This is a genomic window from Brachyspira sp., from assembly GCF_029258575.1.
Classification (GTDB): Bacteria; Spirochaetota; Brachyspiria; order Brachyspirales; family Brachyspiraceae; genus Brachyspira.
This window is the reverse complement of record NZ_JARHYI010000004.1, coordinates 14,729-28,998: the sequence shown is the minus strand read 5'-3', so window position 1 is coordinate 28,998 and position 14,270 is coordinate 14,729. Positions and strand designations below refer to the sequence as shown.

Here is a 14,270-nt window from a genome sequence, read left to right as displayed (position 1 = left end):
AAAAAATTATTGATTAATATTTTTGCCCTTTATATGTACAATATGTATAATATATATTCGATTTTGTTTGAAAACTTTAAAAAATAGCAAAAAACATTATTAAAAACTATTGTGTTTTTTAGGCTGTATGCTATAATAATAAAACAGTTGATGAGAAACAAAAAAAACATCAGCTAACAAAAATAGAAGTTCTTTGAAATATGGATAGCAGAAGCAATTTAAGAAAAACAAAAACACAACTGGTGTAAATGAACTTAAAAGTTCAATGACCCAACGGTTACAATTTGTAACATTTCTTTGCATAAGTAAATCACTATTCAGTAGAATAGTAAAAATAATTAGAATCATTCAGATTCACAAAAGTGAGTATGGAGAGTTTGATTCTGGCTCAGAGCGAACGTTGGCGATGCGTCTTAAGCATGCAAGTCGAGCGGCTTATTCGGGCAACTGGGTAAGTTAGCGGCGAACTGGTGAGTAACACGTAGGTAATCTGCCGTAAAGAGGGGGATAACCCATGGAAACATGGACTAATACTGCATATACTCTTGCTACATAAGTAGAGTAGAGGAAAGGAGCAATCCGCTTTACGATGAGCCTGCGGCCTATTAGCCTGTTGGTGGGGTAACGGCCTACCAAAGCTACGATAGGTAGCCGACCTGAGAGGGTGACCGGCCACATTGGGACTGAGATACGGCCCAGACTCCTACGGGAGGCAGCAGCTGAGAATCTTCCACAATGGACGAAAGTCTGATGGAGCGACATCGCGTGAGGGATGAAGGCCTTCGGGTTGTAAACCTCGGAAATTATCGAAGAATGAGTGACAGTAGATAATGTAAGCCTCGGCTAACTACGTGCCAGCAGCCGCGGTAATACGTAGGAGGCAAACGTTGCTCGGATTTACTGGGCGTAAAGGGTGAGTAGGCGGACTTGTAAGTCTAAGGTGAAAGACCGAAGCTCAACTTCGGGGACGCCTCGGATACTATAAGTCTTGGATATTGTAGGGGATGATGGAATTCTCGGTGTAGCGGTGGAATGTGCAGATATCGAGAAGAACACCTATAGCGAAGGCAATCATCTGGGCATTTATCGACGCTGAATCACGAAAGCTAGGGGAGCAAACAGGCTTAGATACCCTGGTAGTCCTAGCCGTAAACGTTGTACACTAGGTGCTTCTATTTAAATAGGAGTGCCGTAGCTAACGTCTTAAGTGTACCGCCTGAGGAGTATGCCCGCAAGGGTGAAACTCAAAGAAATTGACGGGTCCCCGCACAAGTGGTGGAGCATGTGGTTTAATTCGATGATACGCGAAAAACCTTACCTGGGTTTGAATTGCAAGATGAATGATTTAGAGATAAGTCAGTCCGCAAGGACATTTTGTATAGGTGCTGCATGCCTGTCGTCAGCTCGTGTCGTGAGATGTTGGGTTAAGTCCCGCAACGAGCGCAACCCTCACCCTTTGTTGCTACCGAGTAATGTCGGGCACTCTTAGGGGACTGCCTACGTTCAAGTAGGAGGAAGGTGGGGATGATGTCAAGTCCTCATGGCCCTTATGTCCAGGGCTACACACGTGCTACAATGGCAAGTACAAAGAGAAGCAAGACCGCGAGGTGGAGCAAAACTCAAAAAAGTTGCCTCAGTTCGGATTGGAGTCTGAAACTCGACTCCATGAAGTTGGAATCACTAGTAATCGTAGATCAGAACGCTACGGTGAATACGTTCCCGGGGATTGTACACACCGCCCGTCACGCCATCGGAGTTGGTTTTACCTGAAGTCGTTAGCCTAACCGCAAGGGGGGCGGCGCCGAAGGTGGGACTGATGATGAGGGTGAAGTCGTAACAAGGCAGCCGTACCGGAAGGTGTGGCTGGATCACCTCCTTTATTCGGAGATTGTCCGACTTAAATCTTACTGCTATTCATATTTGAAAGAATTTTTCCATATTATATTTTTTATACCTCGTTAATAACTAGCCTATTAAAAGGCTGGTTTTTTTGTGTTTTTTATATATAATCTAAAATTACTTGAATTTGTTATAATAAATAATAAGGAAATTAATTATGTATCAGGATTTTTATAAAACTAATTTAAAAAATTTAGGAAATGGACTTAAAAGAAGGATATTAGCCCATAGTGAAAATTTAATGACTGTATATATGGAGTTTGATGAAGAAGCTATAGCTGACACTCATTCGCATGATAATCATGAACAAATTACTTATATTTTGGAAGGTGAATTTGAATTTACAGTTAATGGAGAAAAATATTTATGCAAGGCGGGTGATAGTCTTTATTTTGCTAAGAATATGAGTCATGGATGTAAATGCATTAAGAAAGGTAAATTATTAGATACTTTTACTCCGCAAAGAGAAGATTTATTAAGTAATTAAAATAATTAATTTGTTATGAATATTAATCAGTCTATAATTAATTACGCTAAAAAATTGGAAGAAATTAATCATGATTATAAAGTGTCATATATTGAGGCACAAACTATTATAATGCATGTTTTAAATTTCAGTAAAATAAAATTAATATCAGAAGGCTTGAGAGAGTTTACAAATAAAGAAATAATTTTAATAGAAAGCATTATAAACAGACGCATTAATCATGAGCCTTTATCATATATAATAAATAAAAAAGAATTTTACGGTTTTGATTTTTATGTTGATAATAATGTGCTTATACCAAGACCCGAAACTGAAGAGCTAATTGATTTGGTATTAGATTATACAAGGGATAAAGATAATATTTCAATATGCGATATAGGTTCTGGAAGCGGTAATATAGCTATAACATTAAAAAAATTATTTTTAGAGCAGAATAAAAATATTGATATTACAGCTATTGAAATTAGTGAAGGTGCTTTTAAAGTTATAAATAAAAATACTTTTAATATATTGGACGATGAAAAATTAATAAATATAATAAATGCTGATGCTTTAAATTTTACACCGAATAAGAAATTTGATATAATAGTTTCAAATGCCCCTTATGTGCCTTTAAGAGATAAAGATTTACTTCAAAAGGATTTGGAGTTTGAACCTTTTAATGCATTATATTCAGGAGAAGATGGGCTTGATTTTTACAAAAGTTTTTTAAATATTATAAATAGATATTTAAAAAATAATGGAGCTTTCTTTTTTGAAATAGGCTATAATCAAGGAGAGGCATTGATTGATATATGTTATTCTCTTAATATAGAAAATGCTGAAGTAAAAAAAGATTTAAGTAAAAAAGACAGATTTCTTATTTGTAATAATTTAGAGAATTGTTAATAATAATTTTAAGGAGAATAATATGCAGTATGTGAAATTCGGAAGCAGGAGAGGAGAGCATGGAGATATTAAACTTTTGGATATATTTTATAAGCATAATATAGTATTTGCTGAAGTGAAAGCTGGTGCTGAGAAAGTAAAAGAGAAGAAATTTTTAAAAGGTACTAGAATAATGATAGCAGATGGATTAACTACTGTTGCCGTTGCCGAGGCTTTGACTGATTCTGATTCTCTTGATAAATTTAATATTAAATTCAATAAAAATGAGATTGAGAGAGTTAATATTGCAGATTGGGTAATAGCTGCTAAAGTTAAAATATATAAATTAAAAGAAGAAGATTATTTTCCTACAACAATAGGTAAATTCTATCATATAAAAAATAAAGATAAAATAAAATTAATAGATGAATTATTAGAAAAATATTCAGATTAATATTTACTCATTTCCTTAAATTAAAAAAATAAAAAAATTTAATTTAGAGGAGTTTACAAAAAGTTAATAAAAAACATTATTAACAATCATTTTACTAATTTTATATTTTATAGCTATTAGCTGTAATAAAAGTGGCAAATATGCTTATACTGTAAAATAGGAACAATATAACATATGAGATGAATCAAAAAATAGTATATCCAATTACTGTAAAAATGGGTGTGTCAATATGTTGGATATGAATAAGGAGTAAAAGAATTTATAGGTGATAATACATAGTTTTTTTGAAGCTCATGCACATACAGCTAAATGTGTACTTCTAAAATTATATTCAGAAATCTGTAGATGATTATGCAATAATATTAGAGATTTTTATTAAAAAATAAAAATATCACTGTGTTAAGAGGTAATGGATATACTCTCGTAACTAATACTACAAAAGATGTACTTAATAGCATAATATCAGATATACAATAGTCCTTGATCATACTGTATGGGTTAATTCAAAAGCTATAGGGATAGCAGGGATATACCTGATGTTGAAGGCAGAACTAGGAAAGAAAGCCGATTTGATAATATTAGATAAAATATACTCGAGATAGTTCCAACAGATATTAGGAAAATCAAAGTATTAAAAATATTTGCAGATGGAAAATTAGTTTATCAAGTAGCATAATTAATTTTTTAATAAAAAATAGTCCATGTAATTTATTATAATAATTCAGAGTTATTCTTTATTTCCTTTTAACTTATCAAATAAACTTACTACACCTGCTATAATCAGACCGATTACGCAAAATATTCCTCACATATATACTCCTTTATTTTTTCGATTTTATTATATTCTATAATGGTATTAAATTCAATATATTATAATTCATTATAAATTATATCTGATATAAAATTAAAATATTTATTTGTAATTGATTTTATTTTTTCATTAGCATTAATTTGCACATACCCATCATATCTTTTTATCATTTCTATATCATTATTAGAATCCCCAGCTGTAAGTATTTTTTCTATATCATTATCTTTTTTTAATATTTCATATATAAAATCCACTCCATTTGCCTTACTTACATTATTTTTTACTATATCAACAGTTCTAATATTAGCATAAGCTGTTACTTCTTCAAATTTTTCATTTATTATATTTGCAGTCATTTCTGTAGTTTCAGGATTTGGAGTAATTTTATTTATTTGTATTATATTTTTTATATTTTGAATTTCATTTATATGAATTTTTTTATCAACTTTAAATGGCAGATAATCATTGCCGTCTTTAGATTTTATAGATAGAATATAATCATTATTCGATATTTCTACAGTACCGCTAAAATTTTCATGAAGAAAATTAATAATTTTATAAGCAGTATCATTATTAAAACTATTTTCAAATATTAATTCTTTTTTATCATTAAAAATTAAAGCCCCGTTATTTGCTATTAAATAATCAAATTCTAAATTATGTCTTTGAATATGATCTAGTATAGAAAATTTATTTCTTCCAGTAGCAATAATAAATTTGTTTCCAGCATCTCTCCATTTTCTTACAGCATCAAATACACTTTTATCTATTTTTTCATGAATATATATAGTCATATCATAATCACTGAAAAACAATTTCATAATAACTCTCTTATTTTATATATTTTTATTATTAAATTAATACATTTTCTAATGTTTCAAAACTTTTATTATAAGCATCTATTTGTACCATAGCCCCATGGGCAATTGTAAGTTTAGTTTTTCCATGCCCACATTTCACATTTGTAAGTACGGGTATATTTAAATTGCTTAATCTCTCTATGATAGTTTCTCTAGCAGTTCTAAATCCAGTTTCCTTTTCACCTTCAAGCAAATCACAGTTTATAAAATCTCCTACTACAATGCCTTTTATTGATTTTCTTATCTCTTTTGAATTAAATAAAGTTGATATTATTCTGTCTATTTTATAAGGTTTTTCATCTACTTCTTCTATATATAAAATATAATCTTTATTCAATTTTGGAAAATATTCATTACCGAAGCTGGACATCATTACAATGAAATTACCGCCTATTAATATTCCTTGAGCTTTTCCATCATCTCCAAAAGAAATACTTTCAAAATCTGAACCATCAGGATTTTTATAAACTATTTTCTCATTGCTTGACAAAATATCAAACATATTATTTAAAGAGTTTTCATCGAATGATTTTTCTTTTAGCATGTCTATACTTACCATAGGAGCATGAAAAGTAATAAGTTCTGCTTTTTCGTATAAAGCCAAATGAAAAGAAGTTATATCGCTGTATCCTGCAAATATTTTATTATTATTTTTTATAATATCATAATTTAATTTATCTAGTATTCTAACAGCACCGTATCCGCCTCTTGAACATATAATAGCATCAACTTCATCATCTTCAAAAAAGTTATTTAAATCTTGTGCCCTTGCATCATCATTTCCTCCGTATCCATTATAATTATCAAATACATGTTTGGATAATTTTATTTTATAGCCTTTGCTTTCTAAATATTTAATACCTTCATAAAGTTTATCCTTAGGGCATGCACTTGAAGGAGATATTATACCTATGGTGTTTCCTTTTTCTAATCTTTTAGGCTTTATCATAAACAAGTATTATTCTCCTATAATTTTTATTAATACTCTTTTTACTCTTTTTCCGTCATATTCTCCATAGAAAATCTGCTCCCAAGTTCCGAAATCAAGTTTTCCATCTGTAACAGCAACTACAACCTCTCTTCCCATTAATTGTCTTTTCATATGAGCATCGGCATTATCTTCATAGCCGTTATGATGATATTGACTATGAGGTTTTTCAGGAGCTAATTTTTCAAGCCATACTTCAAAATCATGATGAAGTCCGCTTTCATCATCATTAATAAATACGCTTGCCGTTATATTCATGGCATTGCATAATACAAGCCCTTCTTTTATTCCACTTTCATTTAGGCATTTCTGCACTTCAGATGTAATATTTATATATCCTCTTCTTTTAGGATAATTTATTTCCAAAACTTTTCTATAAGATTTCATTTTATTCTCCTCAAAAATATATTACCATAATATAATAAAATTTTAAGCATTACAAGTTTTTACTCATGCTGAAATAAATATTTTTTATAATTTAAATTATATTACTTATTAAGTATTATATTTTAATGTATTAATTGTAAGTAGCAAATCTAATAAAAATTTGGGCGGGGTTAAAATTTCTAATTAAGCCATAAATATAATAAATATTAAAATTTAAAATAGAGCTTTAAATTTTAAAGGGCGGGGTATGTAAATAAATTTTTAAACTTTATTCTAATTCCCACCCTTTATACTTTCAATTTGTTTTGATATTTCTATATTATTTTTCTTTTTTATTTTTATATTTTATTTTAGCTGCCCACCCAAGATTTTTTTTAATTTGCTGTCTGTTCAACTCATTTAATATAAAAACAATAATTATACTAGCTCTAATTTTCTAATATTTTTAATATTGATATTCTTTTTTGAAAGATAGTTTTTTATGTCGCGTACCCTTATAGCTTTTTCTTTACTTTCTAAAAGAGTTATAAGTAATTTATCATCTTTTTTTATAGTTAAATAATCGCCTTTTCTCTCTTCATTTAATTTTAAATCATCTTTATTTGATAATAGATTGAAAGCATTATTATCATCATCTGTAATAATTTTATAAACTGTATTTTTAGGAAGTGCTTGAATATTTTTAGTATTTACAGGAGTAGAAACTGCATTAATGATTTCTATGCCTATATGAGAAAGAAGATTATTAATTTTATTTTTAAGTAAGTCTATTTCTATAGATTCAGTTAAACTCACTTCCATATATTCAGCTTCACTCTCACATGCAAATGGAGTAGGTGGAGTAAATACAACTTTTTCTAATGGATGAAAGCCTTTACTTAATGATATACTTGCACCTGCTATTTTTAAAGCACAAATCATAACACGAGATAAATCATGCATACCTAAAAGTGATGATATACCTTCTTTTTTGAATTTCATTAATATTTTATAGTTTACAGCGAATATATCTCTTTTCTTTATAGTTTTTAATTCTTCAACCATTTGAGTAAAGTTAGTATTTAAAACTTCTTTTTTATATTTATGGCAATATTTTTGATAATCTATACCGCAGTTCTGACAATTTCCTGTAAAGCAGTAATCTGTAAATTTACCATTTTGAAATCTCTCATATTCCTTATCAAAAAATTTCTGACTTACAAGAGTATCAATACATTTCCAAGGCATATCAATTTTTTTGCTTAATAATTCTTTTATAGTGTATCCACTTTCTTCTATTACTTCTTTCCAAATATCATATTTAAAATATTCTATCCAAGCATCAAATCTAGCCCTTTTCTTGTATGCTTTATAAATAATATTTCCTATTTTCTCATCACCTCTTGATATTATACCTTCAATCTCTGCCATTCTAGGAGGATGATATTTGATAGCCACCTTTGTACCTTTGAAATGATCTCTTATCTTTCCTATATAAACAATTGCCTCTTCATCTGTAAGCTGATTATTATTCTCTAAAGGAGTATGAGGCTTTGGAATAAATACATTGATAGCAGCATTTATTTTTACTTTATTTTTTGATACTGTTATCATCCTTTCAAGTGCTTCTATTATTTCATCGGCTTCTTTATCTGGATTATCAGTGAATCCTATCATAAAATAAATTTTTACTATCTTCCAGCCCATTTTCTGCACATCGGCAAGTATATTGTATATTGCATCTTCGTCCATTTCTTTATTTATCTTTTCTCTTAATTCATGGCTTCCCACTTCCAATGCAAATGTTAAACCAGTTTTTCTAAATTGTGCTATTCTGTCTGCGGTGTCTTTATCAAATGAATCTATTCTAAGCGAAGGCAATGATAATGAAAAACCTTTATGCTCGCCAAGTGTTTGCAGATATTCTATCAAATCTGCAATATGAGGATAATCATCAGCAGAAAGTGAAAATAAATTTAAAGTGCTTGCTCCAGTAGCTTCTAATGACTCCATAGCTATTTCAACAATCTTTTCTATACTGCGGTTTCTTACAGGACGATAAGTAATTCCAGCCAAACAGAATCTGCAGCTATGAGTACAGCCTCTTGCTATTTCAACGGATATTCTGTTTTGTATGCCTTCTACCAAAGGAACTAAAGGTTTTTTCACATAAGGCATATCATTTATATTTTCAACGAATATTCTTTTTACATTCTCTCTTGGATATTTAGGTACATAAGCATATTCTAGTTTTGAAAGCTCTTTTAAAATATCATCTCTTTTAGCACCATTTTTCTTGAGATTATAAATTATATCTACAAAGTTTTTCATCTCAAAATCGAATTCCCCGAATAAAAACACATCTACAAAGTCAGCCAAAGGGAAAGGGTTAAATACACTTGGACCTCCTGCCGCTATTATAGGTACATCTTCGCCTCTTTCATCTCTATGTATAGGTATTTGGCTTAGTTCCAATACCTGAAGTATATTCGTATATATTAACTCATACTGCAAAGTAAAACCCAAAACATCAGCATCTTTTACTTTGCTGAAAGTTTCTAAAGTATAAAGCGGTATATTTTTCTCTCTTAAAAGTTTTTCAAAATCTTCAGCAACCGCATATACTCTCTCACAAGAAGCATATTCAATAGAGTTTATAACCTCATAAAGTATTGAAAGCCCCAAATTGCTTATTGCCACTTCATACATATCAGCAAAACACATAATAAATTTAAAAGGCATATTTGGTTTTATTATTGCATTTATCTCACCGCCTAAATATCTAGTAGGCTTAACTATATCTTCACTTTTTACAAGTTCAAGTATTTCATTTTTTAATTTTTCTTTCATTGATTAAATATTATCCCAATTTATTATTTTGAATTAGTATTATATAGTAAAGTTTATTATAATACAAATATATTATAAGATAACAATTCTATTTTTATTAAATGAAAATTTGTATTATATAATACATAATATAGTTTTTTATTTGTTAAATATTTTTTTTTATATATAATATATATTTATAATAGGAGCCGTAATATGGGATCATATGTGTTTGATGATAAAATGACACCTCTATACATACAAGTAAAAAATTTTATAAAAGAAGAATATCTAAATAAATTAGAACATGGCGATAAAATACCTACAGAATTGGAGCTTATGGAGCATTTTAATGTCAGCCGTATTACAGTAAGAAAAGCAGTTCATGAACTATTAAAAGAACAAGTTGTTGTAAAAAAACAAGGTAAAGGTACATTCGTCATTAGAAAAAAAATAGAAAAAAAAATAGTTATTAATAGTGTTAAAAATAAACCAGTTTCTTTTAGCGAACTGTTCTCTTCTCTAGGATATACTGTTACATCAAAAATTATCAATATATCCCTGTTAGATGCAGATAATGATATGCAGTCATACTTGATGCTCGATAAATCTGATAAAATAATTGTAGTAGATAGAATTAGAACAATAGATAATATACCTGTTTATGAAAAAAATTATTTATCATATGAAAAATATCCTTTTTTACTTGATGGAAAATTTGAATCTGATTCATTATATAAGACCCTAAATAAAAATAATATATTTCCATCTTATGTTGTGAGATGGTATTTAGAGGCTAATATCGCAGGAAATATTGGTAAACTTCTGTCAGTAAAATATGGCGAACCATTATTGATTCAGAAAGTTATAGTTGGTGAAAATACAAATAATATGATTCATTTTACAGAACAGTATTTTATAGCTAGTAAATTTAAATTTATTCTAGAATAATTCCAGTCTTAATTTTTTTTATTTAAATTTTATGAAATTTTTAATTTGTTTTTTATTGACAAATGAACCATTTTTACTATAATACATTATATAGCATTATATGATGTTATATAATGTATTATAGGAGATGTCATGTTTAGGCAGTTTTTAATTATGTCTCATGGTAATATGAGTACAGGTTTAGAATCTACAATTAGTATGCTGCTTGGAAATAATTTCAATTTAGATACAGTAGCTGCATATTTGGATGGTAAAAGAACAGATATAAGTTCAAAAATAGAAGAATATCTATCAAAATTAGGCGATGATGATGAACTTATAATTTTTACTGATATTTTCGGGGGCAGTGTTAATAATGAATCTATGAAGTATATAAATGATAGAAGGGTAAGATTAATATCAGGGGTTAATGTTCCACTAATTTTAGAAATATTATCTAATAGCAGTAATAAAGATTTATCTATAGATACTATAATAAGAGAAGCTATATCTGAAGCAAAAGAAGCTATAGTATTTTGCAATGATTTAGATTTTAATTTATCAAATGATGATTTTTAAGGAGTTTTTATTATGATAAAACATGTTAGAGTAGATCATAGACTTTTACATGGTCAGGTTGCTGTTGCATGGCTGCAGTCTTTAGATGTGGATTGTATTTTAATAGCTAATGATGAAGTTGTTAATAATGATATTACAAAAACAACTTTAAAATTGGCAAGACCAAGCAACTGCAAACTTATATTTAAGACTATTAATGATTCTATTAAAGCTATAGAATCAGGTGTTACAGACAGCTATAAATTATTCATTATATTTGAGAATATTAATGATGCTTTAACTTTGACTAGAGAAACAAAAGTGATAAAAAGTATAAATTTAGGCGGAACAAAGCATTATGAAGATTCTAAAAATCTTTCAAAAACAGTTTCAGTCACAAAAGAAGATCAGGATAATCTTAGAAAATTTATGAGTGAATTTCCTAATGTAGAAATAGAAATAAGAGCATTGCCTAATGATCAAAAAATCATATTAAAAGAAATTTAAAAAGGAGCATATAATGTTAAGTACATCTATATCTTTAGGTTTATTAGGTTTTTTCATAATGGTAGTGGAGAAAGGTCTTACAGGAACTTCTATGTTTATGAGACCTATAATTGTAGGGGCACTTACAGGAATCGTAATGGGCGACATACCTACTGGGGTTATTATTGGAGGTACGCTTGAATTAGTATTTCTTGGCAATGTTTCAATAGGGGCTTCTCTTCCTCCTGAATTTATAACAGGTACAGTATTGGCTACAGCTTTTTCTATAAATCACGGTACAGGGGTTGAAAATGCTGTAACATTAGGATTACCAATAGCTACATTTATGGTAATGATTCAAAATGTTATATTTGTATTCATTTATCCTTTGGTAATAAAGGCGGCTGATAAGCTGGCAGATAATGGGGAAGCTGATAAACTTGGCTGGCTTCAATTTATTACAGGATTCTTTACCAGAGCTATGCCTATAGGATTAGTAATTGGTTTATCATATTATTTTGGAAGTTCAGCAATAAGTTCTTTATTAGATATGATACCTAATTTTGTAAAAGATGGTATGAGAATATCTACTGGTATAATGCCTGCTTTAGGTTTTGCTATATTACTTAGAATGATGCTTAATAAAAGCGTTGCCGTATTTTATATATTAGGATTTATTCTTGCTGCTTATTTAAAATTACCTTCTTTAGCAATAGCCATATTAGGAGTAATAATTGCTATAATAATAGTTTCTAACAGAAATCAGATAAAAACTAGTACATCTACCAATTCTTCTTATGAAGAAGATGATGATTTTTAAGGATTGAAATATGGAAAATAAAAAAATTACTAAAAGAGATTTAATAAGAGTATTTTTTAGATCTATGTCATTAGAGTGGACATGGAATTATGTTAAACAGCAGCATATGGGTTTTAGTTTTGCTTTGATACCTGTATTGAAAAAACTTTATGGTGACAATAAGGAAAAATTAACAAAAGCTTTAAGAACACATCTTGAATTTTTTAATACTACTCAGGCAGTATCAACATTTATAATGGGTGTTACAGTAGCTTTGGAAGAAGAGAAAGTTAAGAATGACAGTGATGATTATACAACCATAAGATCTATAAAAACCGCTTTGATGGGACCTTTGGCTGGAATAGGAGATGCTATAGTTTTAGTAACTCTTAGAACTATAGCAACAAGTATAGCAGCAGGTTTTTGTCTTAAAGGTAATATTATAGGACCTATAATATTTTTATTAGTATTTAATATACCTCATTATATCATAAGATATTTTGGAACTTTTATAGGATATAATATGGGGATTAAGATATTAAAACAGGCTGATCAATCAGGAATAATGTCATCAATAAACTATGCTATTTCTATTATAGGATTAATGGTAATAGGTGGGATGACAGCTGATTATGTAAATATTAATATAGGTTTTAATATAGGAAGTGCAGCAAATCCTATAACTATACAAAGTATATTAGACAGTATTATGCCTAAAATAGCTCCTTTAGGAATCACACTATTAATATATTATTTATTGGGAAAACATATTTCTATAAATTGGATGCTTTTAGCTGTAATATTAATAGGAATATTGGGTTGCTTCTTCGGAATTTTAGTTTAATTTAGGGGTGAAATTTATGTGTTTAAATATGTTGACTTATATAAAAGAAGAACAGTCAGTTTGCGAAAGAGTTCTAAAAAACAGAAAACAGATATTGAAAGATATAGTAGAAAATGAATATATAAAAAATACTAAAAAGATTATTGTATTGGCTACAGGTTCATCTTTAAATGCATTTTTATGCTCAAAATTATATATAGAAAAAATGTCTTCTGTAGAATTAAGTTATATAAATCCTTCAGAATTTATTAACTATACTTCTATATGGGATAAAGATTCTGTATTTTTTGCCATATCTCAAACAGGAAGAAGTGCATCAACAATAGAGGCATTAAAAAAAGCAGATTGTTTCGATAAATCTTTTGCAATAACCTATAACGAAAATTCTCCTTTGGTAAAGGCTGCTAATTATTTTATTAAAATAGATTGTGGCGAAGAAAAAATAGGGTTTGTTACAAAAGGTATGATGTCTACTGCATTGATTTTAATGCTTGCAGGTTTAGAGCTTGGATTATCTAATGGAAATATAGATATTGATACTTATAATAGTGAGATACTAAAGATTGAAGATGCTATTTTAAATATTAATAATACATTAGATATATCAAAAAATTGGATAGAAAAAAATAAAGATTATTTCTTAAAGGCAAAAAGATTTATATTCGTATCTTATGGAAGTTCTATAGGAGTAACTTTTGAAGCACAGACTAAATTTACAGAAACTATAAGAGTTCCTACTGCATCATTTGAAATGGAGGAATTCCTTCATGGACCTTGTTATGAGCTTAATAAGGATTGTTTGATAATATATATGGCATCGTATAATGATAAGCTAAATAATAGAATGATTGATATTATGAATTATTTAGATAAATTTGCAGGAAAAAGTCTTTACATTGGATATATGGAAAATGAGAATTATTTGACTATTAAACAAGTAGATGAATATATTTCTCCTATTCTTTATTTGATACCTATTCAGTATGCTTCTCATATAATAACAGAATATAAAAATATAGATATAAATAAAAAAATGTTTCCTGATATGGATAATGTACTAGAAAGAAAAATTTTTGAATAATAAGGAGTAAT

The 14,270-nt window shown here is 28.8% G+C and carries 13 protein-coding genes and 1 rRNA gene; 10 read left to right on the top strand and 4 right to left on the bottom strand.

Going from position 1 to position 14,270, the window contains the following annotated elements:
• The first annotated feature begins 365 nt into the window (after positions 1–365).
• The 4 genes from Q1J76_RS00400 to Q1J76_RS00385 all read left to right on the top strand — a co-directional run bounded on the left by Q1J76_RS00400 (position 366) and on the right by Q1J76_RS00385 (position 3,707).
• Positions 366–1,879 (top strand): 16S ribosomal RNA (locus Q1J76_RS00400).
• A gap of 177 nt (positions 1,880–2,056) precedes the next feature.
• Positions 2,057–2,386, top strand: a complete 330-nt coding sequence (locus Q1J76_RS00395) for a cupin domain-containing protein (RefSeq protein ID WP_300365192.1) — start codon at positions 2,057–2,059, stop codon at positions 2,384–2,386.
• Between the two features lie 15 nt (positions 2,387–2,401).
• A complete protein-coding gene (gene prmC, locus Q1J76_RS00390) occupies positions 2,402–3,274 on the top strand; it encodes a peptide chain release factor N(5)-glutamine methyltransferase (protein WP_300365189.1) in 873 nt (290 codons plus the stop codon).
• A gap of 22 nt (positions 3,275–3,296) precedes the next feature.
• Positions 3,297–3,707 carry an ATPase gene (locus Q1J76_RS00385; protein WP_300365186.1) on the top strand — a complete coding sequence of 137 codons (411 nt, stop codon included), beginning with the start codon at positions 3,297–3,299 and terminating at the stop codon, positions 3,705–3,707.
• An 870-nt stretch (positions 3,708–4,577) separates the two neighbouring features.
• Here the strand turns inward: Q1J76_RS00385 and Q1J76_RS00380 are convergent.
• The 4 genes from Q1J76_RS00380 to Q1J76_RS00365 form a co-directional block, all read right to left on the bottom strand.
• A complete protein-coding gene (locus Q1J76_RS00380; protein ID WP_300365183.1) occupies positions 4,578–5,339 on the bottom strand; it encodes an HAD family hydrolase in 762 nt (253 codons plus the stop codon).
• A gap of 31 nt (positions 5,340–5,370) precedes the next feature.
• Positions 5,371–6,327, bottom strand: coding sequence for a S66 peptidase family protein (locus Q1J76_RS00375; protein WP_300365180.1), 957 nt, complete (start codon positions 6,325–6,327; stop codon positions 5,371–5,373).
• 9 nt (positions 6,328–6,336) lie between these two features.
• Positions 6,337–6,753: a secondary thiamine-phosphate synthase enzyme YjbQ gene (locus Q1J76_RS00370; protein WP_300365177.1), complete on the bottom strand. Its 417-nt coding sequence runs from the start codon at positions 6,751–6,753 to the stop codon at positions 6,337–6,339.
• 417 nt (positions 6,754–7,170) lie between these two features.
• Positions 7,171–9,582, bottom strand: a complete 2,412-nt coding sequence (locus tag Q1J76_RS00365; protein WP_300365174.1) for a TIGR03936 family radical SAM-associated protein — start codon at positions 9,580–9,582, stop codon at positions 7,171–7,173.
• A gap of 195 nt (positions 9,583–9,777) precedes the next feature.
• Between Q1J76_RS00365 and Q1J76_RS00360 the strand changes: the two genes are divergently transcribed.
• The 6 genes from Q1J76_RS00360 (at position 9,778) to Q1J76_RS00335 (ending at position 14,259) form a co-directional block, all read left to right on the top strand.
• On the top strand, positions 9,778–10,512 hold the full coding sequence (locus Q1J76_RS00360) for a GntR family transcriptional regulator (RefSeq protein ID WP_300365171.1): 735 nt from the start codon (positions 9,778–9,780) through the stop codon (positions 10,510–10,512).
• Between the two features lie 132 nt (positions 10,513–10,644).
• Positions 10,645–11,070, top strand: coding sequence for a PTS sugar transporter subunit IIA (locus Q1J76_RS00355; RefSeq protein WP_300365168.1), 426 nt, complete (start codon positions 10,645–10,647; stop codon positions 11,068–11,070).
• 12 nt (positions 11,071–11,082) lie between these two features.
• Entirely contained in the window at positions 11,083–11,556 is a 474-nt protein-coding gene (locus Q1J76_RS00350) for a PTS sugar transporter subunit IIB (protein WP_300365164.1), read from the top strand.
• A 13-nt stretch (positions 11,557–11,569) separates the two neighbouring features.
• Positions 11,570–12,355: a PTS mannose/fructose/sorbose/N-acetylgalactosamine transporter subunit IIC gene (locus tag Q1J76_RS00345; RefSeq protein WP_300365161.1), complete on the top strand. Its 786-nt coding sequence runs from the start codon at positions 11,570–11,572 to the stop codon at positions 12,353–12,355.
• A gap of 10 nt (positions 12,356–12,365) precedes the next feature.
• A complete protein-coding gene (locus Q1J76_RS00340) occupies positions 12,366–13,178 on the top strand; it encodes a PTS system mannose/fructose/sorbose family transporter subunit IID (RefSeq protein WP_300365158.1) in 813 nt (270 codons plus the stop codon).
• Positions 13,179–13,194: 16 nt separating this feature from the next.
• Positions 13,195–14,259 (top strand): SIS domain-containing protein, encoded by a 1,065-nt coding sequence (locus Q1J76_RS00335; RefSeq protein WP_300365155.1) that lies wholly within the window; start codon positions 13,195–13,197, stop codon positions 14,257–14,259.
• Positions 14,260–14,270 lie beyond the last annotated feature (11 nt).